Genomic DNA, 16,466 nt, shown 5'->3' on the forward strand with positions numbered 1-16,466 from the left:
CTTCGGTCGGATCGCCCCGTCTGCGGGACGAGGCGGGCATGAGACGCGACCTGTGCCGCCCACTCGACAGCGACCCGACGGGCTGCTCTATCTGGCAAGCCCCTTCCCTGCCCGGAGAGATTTCCCCCATGTTCCAAGTTTCCCACCTGGTCATCGTCGGTGGCGGGTTCAGCGGCACGCTGCTGGCGATCAACCTGCTGCGCTACGGGACGATGCGGGTGACATTGGTCGAGCGGCGGCCCGAACGGCTGGGCAAGGGTGTCGCGTTCGGCAGCGCCCTGCCCGATCATATCCTCAACGTCCGCGCCGGCAACATGAGCGCCTTTCCCGACCAGCCGGGCCATTTCGCGCAATGGCTGGCGGAGACGAGTGGCGGATCGGACGCCAGCTTCGCGACGCGGGCGACCTATGGCCGCTATCTTTCCGCGCTGCTAGACAAGACCCGCGCCGAGGCGGGCGACCGGCTGGACGTGATCGATGATGCGGCGGTCGATATCCGCATGACCGGCGATGGCTGTGTCGTCGAACTGGCGTCGGGTCAGATGCTGGCGGCCGATGCGGTGGCTCTGGCGCCGGGCAATCTGCCGCCGCATGACCTGCCGCCATTCCGGGACAAGGCGCCCCCGCTCTATGTGTCCGAACCCTGGGGCGCGGACATTGCCGAGGGGCTGACGCCGAGCGACAAGATACTGCTATTGGGCACGGGCCTGACCGCGGTGGATTGCGCGCAGACGCTGGACAGCGCGGGCTTTCGCGGATCGATCCTGGCGCTGTCGCGGCGCGGGCTGGTGCCGCACAGCCATGCGCCGGCCGCGCCCTTCCCCGCCCTGCGCGAACGGCCCGCCGCCCATTGCGCCGGGCTGGTCCGCACCATCCGCCAGCGGGCCGATGCGGTCGGCTGGCGCCGCGCGGTCGATGAGCTGCGCCCCTTCACCCAGGATATATGGCGGGCGGCCTCCCCGGTCGAACGAGCGCGCTTCCTGCGCCATGCCCGGCCCTATTGGGACGTGCATCGCCACCGCATCGCGCCGCAGGTGGCTGAACGGATCGCCGCGATGCAGGCGAGCAGGCGGCTGCGGATCGCGGCGGGCCGGATCATCGGCGCGCAGGACGCCGACCAGGGGCTGATCGTGCAATGGCGGCCGCGCGGCGGCGAACAGGTGCAGGATATCCGGGTGGCGCGGGTGGTCAATTGCACCGGCCCGCTGGCCGACCTTGGCCGGGCCGATGATGTGCTGCTGCGCCGGCTGGCGGATCGCGGCGCGATCCGGCCCGATGCGCTGGCGATCGGCATCGACACCAACCGGCAGGGCCATGCCATCGCACGCGACGGCAGCGCGCAAGAGCGGCTGCTGGTGGTCGGGCCGATGACGCGCGGCGCCCATTGGGAGATCGTCGCCGTGCCCGATATCCGCCGCCATAGCTGGGACATGGCGCGCGCGCTGACCGGCGCGCAATGGGTGGAGGCGGAAGGGCTTTAGAGCAAATTCCGATCCGACTGCGTCAGATCGGTTGCTCTAAGTTTTTGGTTTAACGCGTTTTCCGAGTCATCAGGTAATTCCACCTGATTAGAAAACGCTCTAAACCGGCAGCTCAACCTGCGCGCGCAGCCCGCCATCGGGAGTGCGCGCCAGCAGCACTCGCCCCTGATGCGCCTGCGCCGCCGACTGGACGATCGACAGCCCCAGACCCACGCCGCCGGTGCTGCGGTTGCGGGAGGGTTCGCCGCGATAGAAGGGCTCGAAGGCGCGGGCGATATCAGCCTCTTCCATGCCCGGCCCGTCATCCTCGATCGTGACGATCGCCCGCCCCTCGTCGCGCATCACCCGCACCCGCGCGCGGTCGCCATATTTGATCGCATTGTCGATCAGGTTGGTGAACAGCCGCTTGAGCAGGATCATGTCACCCGCGATGATGACAGGCTCCGCGCCCGTCAGGGTCACGTCGCGGCCCATATCGGCGAAATCGTCGACCAGCCCCTCGACCAGCAGGCCAAGGTCGAGCGGCTCCTTGAGGCGGGGGCGGTTTTCATTGTCGACGAAATCCAGCGTCGTGCCGATCAGCGCCTCCATCTGGCGGATTTCCTCCTCGGCCGCGATCCGCACCGGCGCGGGCGCGGCGGTGAGGTGGAAATGGAGGCGCGACAGCGGCGTGCGCAGATCATGGGCGATCGCCCCGACGACCGAGGTGCGTTCGCGTACATAGCGGGCGATGCGTGCCTGCATCTCGTTGATCGATTGCGCCGCCAGCCGGATCTCGCTCGGCCCGTCGAGCGGGATCGGCTGCTCCTCCTGCCCTGCCCCCATCCGCTCGGCCGAGGCGGCGAAGGCGCGGATCGGGCGGGTCAGCCGCGCGCTGAACCAGAGGCTGAGCGGCACCACCAGCAGGATGCCGACGAGGAAGGCATATTGGCCGAGCAGCCGCCAGAGCGACCGCCCGCCCCGCGCTTCCCGCGTGATCATCCGCCACTGACCGTCGGGCTGGCGGATCGCGGCGGTGAAGGTGCCCAGGATGAAGGGATCGGCGACGCCATCGGGGCCATAAAGCTGCATCTCCGCCACGAACTGGCCGATCCGCTCGCGATCGCCGGGGTCGAGGCGAATGCGCACATCGGCCGCCGACAGGCTGAGGCGTCGCGCCAGCAGCGCGGCGATCAGCCGATCGGCCGGGTCGGTCGATGCCGGCGGCGCGGCGGCCTGCCGCACCTCATGCACCACCGGCTCGTCGCGCAGCAGGGGCTGGCCATGGACGATGCGGGCAATCTCATAGACCGACAGCGGCACCCGTTCGGGCGGGATGAAATAGAGCAGCAAAGTGAGGCTGAAGGCGGTCAGCGTCAGGATCACGACCAGGGCCAGCGCCAGCAGATGGGCGTGGATCGAATTGGCCCAGCGCAGGAAGCCCGCCTTCATCCGCGCTGCACCGGCGCCTGGAAGATATAGCCTTCGGACCGGACGGTGTGGATCAGTTCACCGCGCGCGCGGGTGCCAAGCTTGCGGCGCAAGCGGCTGACCTGGGTGTCGATCGCCCGGTCGAACACATCGGCATCCTCGCCCCGCGCCAGTTCGACCAGCGCGTCGCGGTTCAATATCTGCTGGGGATGCTCGATGAAGGCGAGCAGCAGGGCGAACTCCCCCTCCGACAGGCTGATGATGATGCCGGCGGGATCGCGCAGCACCCGGCGCACCGGATCGAGCTGCCACCCTTCGAAATGATAATGGGCCAGCACCGGCTGGCGGGTGTCGGCGATCGGGCGACGGCGGCGCTGCAGCGCACGGATGCGGGCGAGCAGTTCGCGCGGCGACAGCGGCTTTGGCAGATAATCGTCGGCGCCCATCTCCAGGCCGGTGATCCGATCCCCCTCCGTCCCCAGCGCCGACACCATGATGATGCCGGCATCCTGCTGTCCCGCGAGCGAACGGGCGATCGTCAGCCCGTCCTCGCCCGGCATCATGACGTCGAGGACGATGATATCGACCGGCTGATGGGCGAGGATGGCGCGCATCGCCGGGCCATCGGCCGCTTCGCTGACGACATAGCCTTCCTGCATCAGGAAGGCACGGACCAGCGCGCGCAGCGACGGATCGTCATCGACGATCAGGATATGCGTGTCGCCCGGCGCGCTGTCGCCTGTCAGCTTCGCTGTCACCCTCATCCCTCCTCTTCCCATTCCGCCCCTTCTAGCCGCCGGCCCGCGCCGGATTTTGTCAGGCCCGACACAAAGGGCGGAATAAGCGCCTGCATTCTGCGCCGATTTTGTCGGCGCTGACAAATTAATCCGCCGCCCCCCTGCTAGAAGGATCGCACAAGAGGACCGGAGCAACCGGGCCGGCAGGGAAGAGGAGTGGGCCGCATGGCGGCAAGCCATCATCATGTCCGTCACTGGAGCCGTCGATCGGCGCTGGGCCTGATCGCCTGCGTGCCGCTGGGGATTGCGAGCATCGCCAATGCCGCCGAATGCGTCGATCCGGCCAGCCTTTCGGCCGCGCAGAAGAGCATGCGCAAGTCGCTGGGCTTTCGCACGTCGAGCGATGCGACCAAGCGCTGCGGCCTGTGCGCCTTCTTCACCGCCGCCCAGCCCGGTTGCGGCAAATGCGCGCTGCTGAGCGGCGGCATCGTGCCGGCCGAGGGCCTGTGCGACAGCTGGGCGAAGAAGAGCTGATGGCGACCCCCGCCCGCCAATATGTCTGGGACTTGCCCATCCGCCTGTTTCACTGGTCGCTGGTCGGGCTGATCGGCTTTTCCTGGTGGAGCGCGGAAACCTATCACATGGACTGGCATCGCCTGTCGGGTCAGGCCGTGCTGTTCCTGATTGTCTTTCGCCTGATCTGGGGCCTGATCGGGTCGGGGCCGGCGCGCTTTGCCCAGTTCCTGCGCGGGCCGCGCGCGATCTTCGCCCATCTGACCGGCCGTGCGCCCGCGGCGCCGGGCCATAATCCGCTGGGCGGCTGGAGCGTGGTGGCGATGCTGCTGGCGCTGTCGGTGCAGGTCGGCACAGGCCTGTTCGCGGTCGATATCGACGGCATCGAATCCGGGCCGCTGTCGCATCTGGTCGATTTCGATCAGGGCCGGCTCGCCTCCGACATGCACGGCATCAGCTTCACCATCCTGCAGATGCTGATCGGCCTGCATGTTCTGGCGGTGCTGTTCTACCTGCTGGTGCGGCGGCGCAACCTGATCGGACCGATGGTCAGCGGCCGGGCGAAAGTGAGCGGCGAGCCGGTGGCGGTGCGGCGCGCTTCGCCTGTCGCCTTCGCCGTCGCCATCCTGCTGGCGGGCAGCCTCGCCTGGTGGGTCTTTGCCGATCCGATGCTGTGACAGACATGAAAGGGACGAGGATGAGGATGCACGATACAGCCCGGATGAAGCGGCCGATCGCCATGCTGGCACTGCTCTGCGCGGCGCCGCTGGCGGCGGCGCCCGGCGATATCGTCGCCACCCGGATCGCGGGCTTCCGCGAGGTCGGCGCGGCGTTCAAGAATATCAATGACGAGCTGAAATCGCCCACGCCGCAAACCTATGTAATCCAGATTTCGGCGCGGCAGATCCGCGATTATGCGCGCCAGCAGCAGGGCTGGTTCCCGGCCGGCAGCGGCCCGAAACCCGGCGTCAAGACGGCGGCCAAGCCCGAAATCTGGAGCCAGCCGGCCGCATTCAAGGCGGCGCAGGACGGCTTCACCGCGCAGGCCAGCAGCTTCGCCACCGTCGCGGCGAGCGGCGACGTGGCGAAGATACGCGCGGCGGCCAAGACGCTGGGGCAAAGCTGCGGCACCTGCCACCGCAGCTTCCGCGTCGAGGAGAAGCGCTGATGTGGCGCCGGGCGGCCGCGATCCTGTGGCTGGCGCAGCCGGCCGTGCTCTGGGCGCAGGCCGCCGACCTGCCGCCCGAGGCGGCGAGCGGCGAGCCGCTGCCGGCGGGGGTCAGCGTCCGCAAGGTCGGCGAGCAGAGCGTCTATGTCGATGCCCATGGCCGCACCCTATATGGCATGGATATGCGCGCCGTGACCGGCCGGACCGGGCATCAGCCGCTCTGGTGTTCGGGCGATTGCCTGACCCAATGGACGCCGCTGGCCGCGCCCGCCAAGGCGGAGATCGTGCCTGCACCGCCCGAGTTCGGCGGCGATCGCAAGGCGCCCCGGCTGAAGCAGGACGGCCCCGACTGGATCGTGATGCAGGGGCCGAGCGGGCCGCAATGGGTCTATAAGCGGGTCAATCTGGTCTTCATCCATGTCGGCGAACGGCCCGGCACGATCGGGCATGAGGGCGAGGACGCTCTGGTCTGGAACAGCCTGAAATATGTGCCGGCCGCGCCCAAGATCGACGCGCCGGCCGATGTGACGGCGCGGCTGGTGGACGGGCGCTATCTGCTGGTCGATGGCCAGGGCAATTTGCTGGTGACGCATAAGGGCAAGGCCTGTGGCACGGCCTGCGCCGACTGGCGCGTCTTCCCGGCGGGCATGGCGCGACGGGGCATGGGCGCCTGGACCGTACGGCCCGATGGTGACCGCGCCCAATGGGCCTATCGCGACCGGCCGGTCTTCACCATCGAGGGCGACGACCCGGCCGATATTCCGGCCGATGCCGAGCCGCTGATCCCATGACATTTCGCAAGGAGAGGATGATCGTGCAGAATCATCGCAAACTGATCCTGCTGCTGGGCGCGCTGCCGCTCGCGGCGTCGGTTTCGGCATCGGTGTCAGCGCAGGGCGATGCCCCCGCCAAACCCGCATCGCTGCCCGCGCCGCCGGCCAATGGCGAGATGGGCTTCGTCGTCAGCCATTTCGCGCCCGCCATCTATCAGGGCAAGGAGGATTGCCCGCAGGGCCTGGCCGCCACCCTGCGCGAAAATTACCTGCAGACCCAGCCGGCGGGCGAGCGGGCGCGGCTGCTGGAAAAGGCGAACGAGAAAGAACTGACCGCGCGCTGGACCGGCTATGCCTTCGGTCCCGACAATCTCAACATCTGCACCCATCCCGACAAGTTCGACCGGCCGCCCCAGCGCATGGTGCAGGGCAAGGTCGCGCAGGGGCTGAACCTGGACGATGATGCGGACGGCGCGGCGGCGGGCGACAGCTGCGGCCATGCCAATTTTACCGGGCCAGCAGGCGAGCAAGGTGTCGACAACCAGATGTGGCGGGCAATGGGCTGCGTGCGCACCTGGCGCGGGGTCGACGGCATGGGCGGCGATATCGTCAAGGGCCTGACCCAGTTTCTGGTCAGCGGCGAACATAGCCAAGTGCTGTTGCTGAGCGGCGTCGACAGTCTGGAAAATGATCCCGACGTGACGGTGATCTACGCCAATACCGAGGATCGGGCGGTGGTGGATTCACGCCAGAATTTCATTCCCGGCGCCAGCTACAGCGTCACCGCCAATGCCGCCCATCGCAATATGCTGAAAGGGCGGATCGTCAATGGCGTGCTCACCACCGAGCCGGCCCATATCCGCCTGAAGCAGAATTGGGGGCAAGGGTCGGAGCGCGACATTCGTGGCCGGCGCAACGAATATGATTTCACCAAAGCGCGGCTGCGCTTCACCTTCCAGCCGGACGGATCGATCAAGGGCATCGTCGGCGGCTATCAGCCGATCTGGAATGTGATGGCCAGCGCCTCGGTCGGTGGCGAGGGCGCGGCGACCACGGCGGGCTATGACTGCGCCGCCATGTATGCGGCGTTGAAGGCAATGGCCGATGGCGATCGCGATCCGGCGACCGGCCAGTGCCGCCGCATTTCCAGCGGTATGGAGGCCTGGGCCGTGCCCGCCTTCGTCACCGACCGCCTGCCCCAGGCCAAGGTGGCGCAACGATGAGCGGGCCGTTTCGCCATAGGGCGCGCTGGGCGCTGCTCGCCGGGTTGCTGCTGAGCGCCTGCACGGTCGAGAAGGCGCCGCAGACCGCTGCCGCGCCCGACGCCAGCTTCGCGCCCTTGAAGACGCCGCTGAGCCAGGTGGCGGGGATGCGCCGCCTGACCGAAGCGCAATATCGCAACAGCATCGCCGATATCTTCGGCCCCGACATCAAGGTCGCGGGACGGTTCGAGCCGATCGTGCGGCCCGTGCATGAGCTGATCGCGACCGGCGCCAGCGCATCGACCATCTCACCCGCCGGACTGGAGCAGTTCGATGCGATGGCGCGCAATATCGCCGCGCAGGTCTTCGCGCCGGATCGCCGCGCCCAGTTCATGCCCTGCGTCCCGCGCGATGCGGCCGCGCCCGATGCCGATTGCGCCGCACGGACGCTGATGCCGATCGGCCGCTACCTGTTTCGCCGGCCGATGACGCAGGAGGAGATCGGCGCCTTCGTCATGATGGCCGGCAAGGGCGCTGGCGATGGCCAGGGTTTCTATGACGGGATGCAGCTGGCGCTCGCCGCCATGCTGGTGTCGCCGCAATTCCTCTACATCATCGAGAGCGCGGAGCCCGATCCGGAGGCGCCCGGCAGCCTGCGGCTCGACAACCATGCCCGCGCCGCGCGGCTGAGCTATCTGCTGTGGAACACGACGCCCAATGAGGCGCTGCTGCGCGCGGCCGACGAGGGCAAGCTCACCGATCCGGCCCAGCTTGCGGCGATCGCGCAGAAGATGGTGCGATCACCCCGGCTGGAGGATGGCGTGCGCGCCTTCTTCGCCGACATGCTGCTGTTCGAGAAGTTCGACGAGATGGCCAAGGACCAGATCGTCTATCCCCGCTTCAACCCCGATGTCGCGTCCGCCCTGTCCGAACAGATGCTGCGCATGATCGTCGACCAGTTGGTGACGCGACAGGGCGATTATCGCGACCTGTTCACCACCCGGCGGACCTTCATCAACCGGGCGCTGGGGCCGCTCTATCAGGCCAAGGTATCCAGTATGCAGGGCTGGGTGCCCTATGAATTTGCCGATGGCGACGATCGCGCCGGGCTGCTGGGCCAGGCCGGCTTCCTGGCGCTCTATTCCCATTCGGGGCGCAGTTCGCCCACCCTGCGTGGCCGGGCGATCCGCGAGCTGCTGCTGTGCCAGCCGGTGCCCAACCCGCCGGGCAACGTCAATTTCACCGCCGTGCAGGATGTCGGCAACAAGGCGATGCCGACCGCGCGCATTCGCCTGAACGCCCATAACAGCGATCCGGTCTGTGCCGCCTGCCACAAGATCACCGACCCGCTGGGCCTGCCGCTGGAGCGGTTCGACGGCATCGGCGCCTTCCGCCGGACCGAGAATGACGCGCCGATCGATACCGCCGGCGTGTTCGAGGGCACCGCCTTCCAGGGCAATGTCGGCCTGGGCCAGGCGCTGGCGGCGAGCAAGTCGACCACCGAATGCGTCGCCGGTCGCGCCTTCCAATATGCGACCGGGCGCATGCCCGAAGATGAGGAAGCGACCGCCATGGTGCTGGAACAGGGTTTTGCTGCCGATGGCTATCGCATCCAGGCGCTGTTCCTGCGCGTCGCGACCATGGCCGATGCCTATCGCGTCAGCACCCCAACGCTGGCCAAGCCGCAGGTCGCGATGATGACTAGCCCGCATATCCGCGAAGGAGACCGCCCATGAGCTTCACCCTCGATCGCCGCACTGCGCTGCGCGGCATGGTCAACGGCATGGCCGTGGCCGTCGGCCTGCCGCTGCTCGACATCTTCCTCGACGGCAACGGCACCGCCATGGCGGCGACCGGCGCGCCGATGCCGATCCGCTTCGGCACATGGTTCTGGGGGCTGGGCGTCAATCCGCCGCGCTGGTTCCCCAGCGCCGCCGGCAAGGATTATGAATTGAAGGTCGAGCTGGCCTCGATCGAGGCGCTCAAGCACAAGGTCAATATCCTGGGCGATTTCACCCTGCCGCTCGACGGCAAGCCCAACCTGCCGCACATCAGCGGCGGCATCGGTATCCGCACCGGCATCGCGATCGATTCCGACCGGGGCCTGCCGGGGCCGTCCTTCGACGTGTCGATCGGCGATGTGATCGGCACCCGCACCCGTTTCCGCTCGATCGAGCTGTCGGCGACCGGCGATCCGCGCAATTCGCTGTCCGGGCGCGGCAATGGCAATCTCAACCCGGCGGAAGTGTCGCCCGCAGCCCTTTATACAAGGCTGTTCGGCGCCGGCTTCCATGATCCCAACAGCGCGACCTTCACCCCCGATCCGGCAGTGATGGCGCGGCGCAGCGTCCTGTCCGGCGTGTCCGATCAGCGTCAGGCACTGGAGGCCCGGCTGGGCGCGGCCGACAGGCAGCGGCTCGACCAATATTTCACCTCGCTGCGGCAGCTGGAGAACCAGCTCGACGTGCAACTGACCAAACCGGCGCCGATGCAGGCCTGTATCGTGCCGCCCAAGGTGCCCGACCTGCCGGTCAATGCCGAGATCGAGAATGTCATGCGCAATCACGAGATCATGACCGACCTGCTGGTGATGGCGATGGCCTGCGACAATGTCCGCCTGTTCAACATGAACTTCAACAATGGCGCATCGTCGCTGACGCGGGTGGGCAGTACGATCACCCATCATCAACTGACCCATGAGGAGGTGCTGGACAACCGGCTGGGCTATCAGCCCGAAGTCACCTTCTATGTCGACAAGTGCATGGAGGCCTGGACCTATTTCATCAAGGCGATGGACGCGGTGAAGGAGGGCGACCGCACCCTGCTGGATAACAGCCTGGTCTTTGCCCATAGCGAGACCGAGTTCGCCAAATTCCACACCATCGACAATATCCCGATGATGACGGCCGGATCGGCCGGCGGACGCATCCATACCGGCCAATATATCACCGGCGACGGATCGCCGGTCAGCCGGGTCGGCCTGACCCTGCAACAGGCGATGGGCGTGCCGGTCGACCGTTGGGGCACGGGCAGTCTGGAGACGAACAAGATCATCCCCGGACTGATCGTCTGATCCCCTACTCGACCCGCGCCGCGTAGAGGCCGTGATGCGACAGCATGAACAGGGTCTTGCCGTCCGGGCCACCGAACAGCAGCTGTAGCGGCCGTTCGGGCACGTCGATCCGACCGATCGGCTTGCCGTCGGGCGCGTAGACGAAGACCTGGCCATTGGCGACATAGACCCGGCCCTGCGCGTCGCTCACCACGCCCTCCCCGCCACGATCGGCGAAGGGCTTGAGGTCGGTCAGCGTGCCGTTGCCGGCGACCAGCGCGCTGTAGGTGCGGTTTTCCGACCCGTTGGTGACATAGATGCGCTGGCCCGGCTTGCCCTGGACAAAGCCATAGCTGTCGAGCGTGTGGGAGAAGCGCAGGCCGCGATGGTCGACCGGCCCTTGGGCGAAGACGCGCCAGGCCGGCAGGGAAATGCTGCCGTCGGGCGAGACATAGGCCTGCGCATTGGACTGGGCGGTATCGCGGGCGAACATGTCGGCGAGCGTGGTGAACTGATAGGTCTTGGGATCGATCTGGTCCCTGAACTCGCCATTCACCCACCAGTTGACCGGGAAGATGGTGGCGACAGCGCCCTGCCCCGCAGGCGTCGCCGGGATGACGCTGACCTGCGTGTCGGGCGCACCGGGGGTGACGCTGTAGACGGTGCCGTTGCGGCCATAGGAAGAGAGAACGAGCAGGTTGCCCGACTTGTCGATGGTCAGGTTGACCGGATCAAGCGCGGCATCGCGGATCATCTCCAGCCGACCCGCCTCGGACCAGCGCCAGATGCGCTGGAAGAAACGGTCGATGAAATAGAGCCGGCCCTGTGCGTCCACCGCGCCGCCGCCCAGGCCATAGAAGCCGTCAGCGAGCTTCTCCACGCTGGCGCCGCCGAAGCTCGAGGGGGCGACCGGATCGGGCTTCGCCGGCACGTCCAGCACGGCGAACTCGCGTTCGCGCACTTCCAGGCCGTGGGTGATGTCCTGAATGGCGTTCTCGAACGGATATTTGGTAAGGCGCAGGAAGGTGCCGCAGCCATTTTCATCGCAGGTGCCGACCCCGCTTTCCGCGTTCACATGGACGTTGCGGAAGCGGATGTCGTGGGAATTGTAGAGCGACACGGCCGTCGGCGCGGGCTTGCGCGTGCGGGTGACGCGATAGCCGTGGAAATTGGCGACCAGGATATTGCGGGAATCGCGGATTTCGAGCGCGACGGCATCGCCGCTCTCGCCCGCCTCCCCTTCGGTCTGGGGCGCCAGCAATTCCCAGTTGGCGACGCGGTTGAGGCCGATTTCGGTGCGGACATGATGTTCGACCGAGGCCTGGATCAACCGGCCCGGCGTTTCCGTGTCGGAGATCAGGATGCCCGGATGGCCGAATGTGCTGGGGCTCCAGATATTGGCGAAGGTGCCCCCGCCCCCCTGCGTCACCCAGAGGCTGGCATATTGGCCGCCCCAGCGGCGCGATGCGTCGGGATCGGCGGTGGCGTTGTTGTTATAGGGGTTGCGCCGGCTGCCGTCGAAGGCATCGGTGCCATGGCCGCCCTGGAACTTGACGTCGTTGACCATGGAACTGGCGCCGGCCTTCCACAACAGGCCGGTCGCGCGCGGATTGGCGCCATTGGTATCGAGCGCCAGTCCGGCGACGATCGCGTCACCGCCCCGCGCGCTTTCGACCAGCGCCTTGGGCGCGCCGACGCCCTGAAAGGCGAGCGTGCCATCGGGCAGGACGATCTGGGTCAGGCTGGGGTGGAGGCCGATCAGCACCGTGTCGGCGCGCAGCCGCAGCGTGTCGCTGACCTTGTAGAAGCCGGCGGGGAGGTAGACGACGCGATGGCCGTCGATCGCCTTCTGCAGCACGGCGGTGTCGTCCGTGCTATTGTCGCCTTTCGCCCCCAATGTGCGGACATTCACCCATTCGAAGACGGGCGGCAGCGGACGAATGGCGGGCGCGCCGGGCGCCGGCAGGCTGTCGATCGGCTGCGCCTGCATGTCGGTCTTGTAGTCGCCGATCCGGCCAAGCCCCGGCAGGGTCAGGCCATGGGTGAAGGAGGAGACCTTGTAAGCCTTCCCCTGCCCCGCCACCGTCCGGCCGCTTTCGCGGAAGCGGGCAAAGGTGGGCGTATTGGCGGCCAGCACATTCTGGAAGCCGACCTGGGTATAGACATTCCTCTCGTTGGAAATGATGACGCCGGCCTTCGACACATTTTCGAAGCGGACATCCTGGCCCCAGAGCCAGTCGCCATAGCCCCGGTCGATCTCGATCCCGACCGGCACGTTGCGGAAGGCGACATTGAGCAGGGTCAGGCCCGCCTCATGCTCGCGAATGGCGGCGTCGCGCTGTCCCTCGAACGTGGCATCGACCAGGGCGAAGGGCCAGGCCGGCGAGGTCTTTTCCGCGAGGATGCCATAGCGGCCGCCCTTGAAATGCAGATCCTCCGCCTCGTTGGCGACATGGTAGAGGCCCGCGAGGCCCGAACCGATGTCGAAATCGACATGGCTGACGAAGCTGTGCTGGGCGGAATGGAAGCGGATCGCGGTCGCCGCCGGATTGCCGTCCATGATGCGAAAATCGATATTGCCAAGCGCGGAATAGAAGGTGCCCGGATTGGCGTCGGCAATTGTCTTGTCAAACGGCACGCTGCCGGCCGGGGGGAAGGCGGCGGGCCAGCTTTCCTTGTCGGTCTGACGCTTGCCGCCGGTGAAGATCAGCATATGGGCGACGCCGCGCTGGAAACCGGGCGTGTTGGCGCCGAGCAGGATCACCGGGCGCTGGGCGCCGATGCCGAAGATGCGCACGCCCGGCCACAGGAACAGGGTGCGGCTGATGCGGTAGGTGCCCTGGGGCAGGAAGACGATGCCGCCGCCGGGCGTCGCGGCGGCGGCGTCGAGCGCCTGCTGGATCGCGGCGCTGTCATCGGCGCGGCCATCGCCCACGCCCTTCACCGTCACGGCGCGCGCGTCGTCGGGCATGGCGGTATAGACGGACGGGGAAGCGGCGGCGGGCTGTGCTGCGGCCAGGCACAGCAGGACGGATGCGCAGGCTCCGCTCAATCCACGATAGGTCAGGCCACGATACATCTATCAGGCTCCGTAAAAAGAAGATGTCCCGGCCGTGCAGGACCGGGACAAGTTTGGGGGGAGAGATGTTATGTTTTATCAGAAATTGAAGCGGACACCGGCGCGGTAGATGCGGCCCAGCGTGTCGTAGAGCGCTGGGTTGATATCGAGACCGGTGTTGGTCTGGGGCGAGGCGACAGGATCCTTGTCGAACAGATTGTCGACCTTGCCATAGAGGGACACACGGTCGCTGAACTTGAAGGTGGCGCCGATGTCGACATAGAAGGCCCCCTTCATCTTGTTGTAATCGATGGTCGGGTGGTTCGCGGTCGAGGCCGGGCAGGACGACTGGCAGACCACATATTGATTGCCGAAGGTGCCGTCGCTGATCCAGCGTTCCTGCACCGTCAGGCTGAACTTGCCGCTGTCATAGGTCTGCACCGCCAGCCATTTCCAGTCGGGCGTGTTGCCGTTGTTGGCACCGGCCTGATCGACCGGATCGACACCGGCAATGCCAGCCTCCACAATGAACTTGCGGATATGGGTGCCCAATGCGCGGACGGTGAAGTTGCCTGGCAGGCCAAAGGGCTGCTGCCACTGATAGCTCGCCTCGATATCGAAGCCGCTGGTCCGCCAGGAGGCAAGGTTGAACGGCTGGACATTGATATAGTTGAGGCTGGGATTGGCATTGTCGAGGCTGAAGCCGCCACAGAAGGCCTGATTGCCGTCATAGCAGAATTGGACGATCTGCTGTGCCGACAGGCTGGAGACGACACCCTTCAGCTTGATGTCATAATAGTCGAACGACAGGCTGAGGCCCGGCAGCCAGGAGGGACGCGCCAGCACGATGCCGATTTCGGTGTTGCGGGCGATTTCCGGCTTCAGATTGGGGTTGCCGATCGTGTTCTGGAATGCCTGAACCGCTGCGCCCTGGAAGGGATCGCTGAAGTTGGGCAGGGTCGTGACGGTCGGCGCGGCGAACAGTTCCGACAGGTTGGGCGCGCGGACGTCGCGCGAGGTGACGGCGCGCAGGCGGATGCCGTCAAGCGGCGTGTCCCAGGTGCCGCCGACCTTCCACGCCCAGACCGTGCCCGACGTGCTGTAATGGGTGCCACGGCCCGCGGCGTTCAAATTGGCGCGGCCGACTGCTTCGCTGTCGAACAGCGGCATGTCGATTTCCACGAAGCCTTCATAGACTTCATATTTGCCGCGACCATTCTTGTAATTGCCGGCTGCCCAGTTGCTGCCCTGCGCACCGTTGAGTAGCGGATCGGCAGGATAATCGGCGCTGTTGGGGCTGAGATCGGACACGCCCGCGCCATAGGGGTCGGCGTTCACGCGATAGAATTCGCGGCGATATTCGGCACCGAAAGCGACCGAGAGCGGGCCTGCCCACAATTCCACCGGATTGCCCGAGAAGTTGAGGCTGGCGACGTCCTGGGTCAGCTTGGTGTGCTGGAACGGACCATTGTCATGCGGCGCGACATAGGCGAGCGCGGCGGCCGAGGGAGTGAAGCCGCCGAAGATGTTGATCGGCTGGCAACCGAGCGCGCGAGCGGCCGGATCGGCGCAGACGATCGCGCCGTTGAGGGTGATCGCATTGGCCGCCGCAGCATAGCGGTTCTGCAGCACGATATCCTTCACCCGGATGTCCGAGATGGTGATGCCATGCTCATAATAGGCGTCATAATTCCAGTCGGTGCCGGCCGCGCCGAACTTGCCCTTGGCGCCGGCGACGAAGCGATATTGCTTGCGATCGGTATAGACCTGCGGATCGGGGAAGGCCGCATTGGACGAACCGAAGCCGAAGGAGGTGATGCCGGCGGTGGCGCACTGGTCGCGCACCGACTGCGGCAGATAGGGGTTGGAGCATTGGACGGTCAGGTTGGCGCGGCCATAGCCGGGGCTGGGCTGGTTGTTGGTCTTCACCTGCGCGACATTGACCGTGACATAGGCTTCGTTGTTGTCGGCGAAATCATAGCCGATCCGGCCATAGCCGTTGATGCGCTCCAGCGAGGATTTGAGCGAGGCGCCCGAGCCGGGTGCGCCCGACAGGTCGCCGCCCTCGCAGAAGCTGTTGCCGCGATAGCAGTTGGTGACCGCGCCGGTCCCGGTCGGCGTGCCGTTCGATCCATAGTTGAACTGATAGGGATTGCCATTCTGGTCGAAGGCGATGCCCTGCAGCGGACCATTGTTGATCAGGCCGTAGCGGGCATATTGATAGGGCTGGGCATAATCGCGGTAATTATATTGCGGCAGGCCATTGTTGGTCTGGCCGGTGTTCATCAGCGTGGTGGCGCGATACCAGTTGCGGCTGCCGGCCAGATCGGTGCCGAAGTCGCCGGCGCCCACGCCGCCTTCATGGTCATATTCGCCGCTGACGACGACATGCAGGCGATCGTCCATGAAGGATTTGCCATAGGCGGCCTGGACCAGCGCGGTTTCGTCATCGCCATATTTGGTGATGCTGCCCAGGATATTGCCCTTGAAGCCTTCAAAATGGGTGTCGGTGATGAAGTTGACCACGCCGCCGACCGCGTCCGAACCATAGGAGGCCGACGCGCCGCCGGTGACGACGTCGACGCGCTTCACCAGCAGCTGCGGGAACATCGAGATGTCGGGCACGCCGGTGACATTGGCGCCGACGACGCGCTGGCCGTCGAGCAGGGTCAGGGTGCGGATCGCGCCCAGACCGCGCAGCGAGAAGGAGCTGAGGCCCTGCTGGCCGCTGGAGGTGGAGAAGGTGCCGGTGGCGGCGCCGGTCGACCCCTGGAGCGAGGGCAGCTGGGCGATGGTGTTGAAGATGTTGGGCTGCGCGTTATTGGCGATCTGCTCCTCACCGATGACGGTGGTGGGCGTCGGCGCATTGAAGCCGCTGGTGGTGATGCGCGATCCGGTGACGATGATGTCGGCGCTCTGTGCGGCAGGCGCATCGCTCGTCTGGGCCTGCGGCGCGGGTTCGGTCGCCGGTTCGGTCTGGGCCTGGGCGGTGCCGGCCAGCGCCATGATGGCGACGGCGGCCAAGCTGACGCCCGCCATATGCCGATGGATTGCGATCTGCACGTTCATTCC

12 protein-coding genes are annotated in these 16,466 nt (G+C 66.5%); 8 read left to right on the plus strand and 4 right to left on the minus strand.

Annotated features, from left to right (window positions below):
* Positions 1-128 precede the first annotated feature (128 nt).
* Positions 129-1,481, plus strand: a complete 1,353-nt coding sequence (locus tag A0U87_RS13895) for an FAD/NAD(P)-binding protein (RefSeq protein WP_048937586.1) — start codon at positions 129-131, stop codon at positions 1,479-1,481.
* Positions 1,482-1,580: 99 nt separating this feature from the next.
* Here the strand turns inward: A0U87_RS13895 and A0U87_RS13900 are convergent, their stop codons facing one another.
* Both A0U87_RS13900 and A0U87_RS13905 read right to left on the minus strand, forming a co-directional pair.
* On the minus strand, positions 1,581-2,912 hold the full coding sequence (locus A0U87_RS13900) for an ATP-binding protein (protein ID WP_048937587.1): 1,332 nt from the start codon (positions 2,910-2,912) through the stop codon (positions 1,581-1,583).
* On the minus strand, positions 2,909-3,655 hold the full coding sequence (locus tag A0U87_RS13905; protein ID WP_170978400.1) for a response regulator: 747 nt from the start codon (positions 3,653-3,655) through the stop codon (positions 2,909-2,911). Before A0U87_RS13905 ends, A0U87_RS13900 begins: the two co-directional genes overlap by 4 nt.
* Positions 3,656-3,853: 198 nt before the next feature.
* Between A0U87_RS13905 and A0U87_RS13910 the strand changes: the two genes are divergently transcribed.
* Genes A0U87_RS13910 through A0U87_RS13940 form a run of 7 tightly spaced genes read left to right on the plus strand, consistent with a single transcriptional unit; the run spans position 3,854 to position 10,357 of the window.
* Positions 3,854-4,162 carry a high-potential iron-sulfur protein gene (locus A0U87_RS13910; RefSeq protein WP_048937589.1) on the plus strand — a complete coding sequence of 103 codons (309 nt, stop codon included), beginning with the start codon at positions 3,854-3,856 and terminating at the stop codon, positions 4,160-4,162.
* A complete protein-coding gene (locus tag A0U87_RS13915) occupies positions 4,162-4,818 on the plus strand; it encodes a cytochrome b/b6 domain-containing protein (protein ID WP_080993578.1) in 657 nt (218 codons plus the stop codon). Before A0U87_RS13910 ends, A0U87_RS13915 begins: the two co-directional genes overlap by 1 nt.
* A 26-nt stretch (positions 4,819-4,844) precedes the next feature.
* On the plus strand, positions 4,845-5,309 hold the full coding sequence (locus tag A0U87_RS13920) for a cytochrome c (RefSeq protein WP_107917559.1): 465 nt from the start codon (positions 4,845-4,847) through the stop codon (positions 5,307-5,309).
* Entirely contained in the window at positions 5,309-6,100 is a 792-nt protein-coding gene (locus A0U87_RS13925; RefSeq protein WP_048937591.1) for a hypothetical protein, read from the plus strand. The genes A0U87_RS13920 and A0U87_RS13925 overlap by 1 nt, the downstream gene beginning before the upstream one ends.
* A 17-nt stretch (positions 6,101-6,117) precedes the next feature.
* On the plus strand, positions 6,118-7,305 hold the full coding sequence (locus A0U87_RS13930) for a hypothetical protein (RefSeq protein WP_048937666.1): 1,188 nt from the start codon (positions 6,118-6,120) through the stop codon (positions 7,303-7,305).
* The gene (locus tag A0U87_RS13935; RefSeq protein ID WP_048937592.1) at positions 7,302-9,020 is read left to right on the plus strand and encodes a DUF1592 domain-containing protein; all 1,719 of its coding nucleotides are present in this window, start codon (positions 7,302-7,304) and stop codon (positions 9,018-9,020) included. Before A0U87_RS13930 ends, A0U87_RS13935 begins: the two co-directional genes overlap by 4 nt.
* Complete coding sequence (locus A0U87_RS13940; RefSeq protein WP_048937593.1) at positions 9,017-10,357, plus strand: DUF1552 domain-containing protein; 1,341 nt, start codon at positions 9,017-9,019, stop codon at positions 10,355-10,357. Before A0U87_RS13935 ends, A0U87_RS13940 begins: the two co-directional genes overlap by 4 nt.
* Before the next feature lie 4 nt (positions 10,358-10,361).
* Here the strand turns inward: A0U87_RS13940 and A0U87_RS13945 are convergent, their stop codons facing one another.
* On the minus strand, positions 10,362-13,415 hold the full coding sequence (locus tag A0U87_RS13945; protein WP_048937594.1) for a glycosyl hydrolase family 28-related protein: 3,054 nt from the start codon (positions 13,413-13,415) through the stop codon (positions 10,362-10,364).
* Positions 13,416-13,493: 78 nt separating this feature from the next.
* The gene (locus A0U87_RS13950) at positions 13,494-16,463 is read right to left on the minus strand and encodes a TonB-dependent receptor (RefSeq protein WP_048937595.1); all 2,970 of its coding nucleotides are present in this window, start codon (positions 16,461-16,463) and stop codon (positions 13,494-13,496) included.
* Positions 16,464-16,466 lie beyond the last annotated feature (3 nt).

Source organism: Sphingobium sp. MP9-4 (genome assembly GCF_005281675.1).
GTDB lineage: Bacteria > Pseudomonadota > Alphaproteobacteria > Sphingomonadales > Sphingomonadaceae > Sphingobium > Sphingobium yanoikuyae.

What these genes read in the sequence shown, in the direction of transcription:
- A0U87_RS13895 (WP_048937586.1), top strand. Translation starts at nt 129, where the DNA reads ATGTTCCAAGTTTCCCACCTGGTCATCGTCGGTGGCGGGTTCAGCGGC.
- A0U87_RS13900 (WP_048937587.1), bottom strand. Translation starts at nt 2,912, where the DNA reads ATGAAGGCGGGCTTCCTGCGCTGGGCCAATTCGATCCACGCCCATCTG.
- A0U87_RS13905 (WP_170978400.1), bottom strand. Translation starts at nt 3,655, where the DNA reads ATGAGGGTGACAGCGAAGCTGACAGGCGACAGCGCGCCGGGCGACACG.
- A0U87_RS13910 (WP_048937589.1), top strand. Translation starts at nt 3,854, where the DNA reads ATGGCGGCAAGCCATCATCATGTCCGTCACTGGAGCCGTCGATCGGCG.
- A0U87_RS13915 (WP_080993578.1), top strand. Translation starts at nt 4,162, where the DNA reads ATGGCGACCCCCGCCCGCCAATATGTCTGGGACTTGCCCATCCGCCTG.
- A0U87_RS13920 (WP_107917559.1), top strand. Translation starts at nt 4,845, where the DNA reads ATGCACGATACAGCCCGGATGAAGCGGCCGATCGCCATGCTGGCACTG.
- A0U87_RS13925 (WP_048937591.1), top strand. Translation starts at nt 5,309, where the DNA reads ATGTGGCGCCGGGCGGCCGCGATCCTGTGGCTGGCGCAGCCGGCCGTG.
- A0U87_RS13930 (WP_048937666.1), top strand. Translation starts at nt 6,118, where the DNA reads ATGATCGTGCAGAATCATCGCAAACTGATCCTGCTGCTGGGCGCGCTG.
- A0U87_RS13935 (WP_048937592.1), top strand. Translation starts at nt 7,302, where the DNA reads ATGAGCGGGCCGTTTCGCCATAGGGCGCGCTGGGCGCTGCTCGCCGGG.
- A0U87_RS13940 (WP_048937593.1), top strand. Translation starts at nt 9,017, where the DNA reads ATGAGCTTCACCCTCGATCGCCGCACTGCGCTGCGCGGCATGGTCAAC.
- A0U87_RS13945 (WP_048937594.1), bottom strand. Translation starts at nt 13,415, where the DNA reads ATGTATCGTGGCCTGACCTATCGTGGATTGAGCGGAGCCTGCGCATCC.
- A0U87_RS13950 (WP_048937595.1), bottom strand. Translation starts at nt 16,463, where the DNA reads ATGAACGTGCAGATCGCAATCCATCGGCATATGGCGGGCGTCAGCTTG.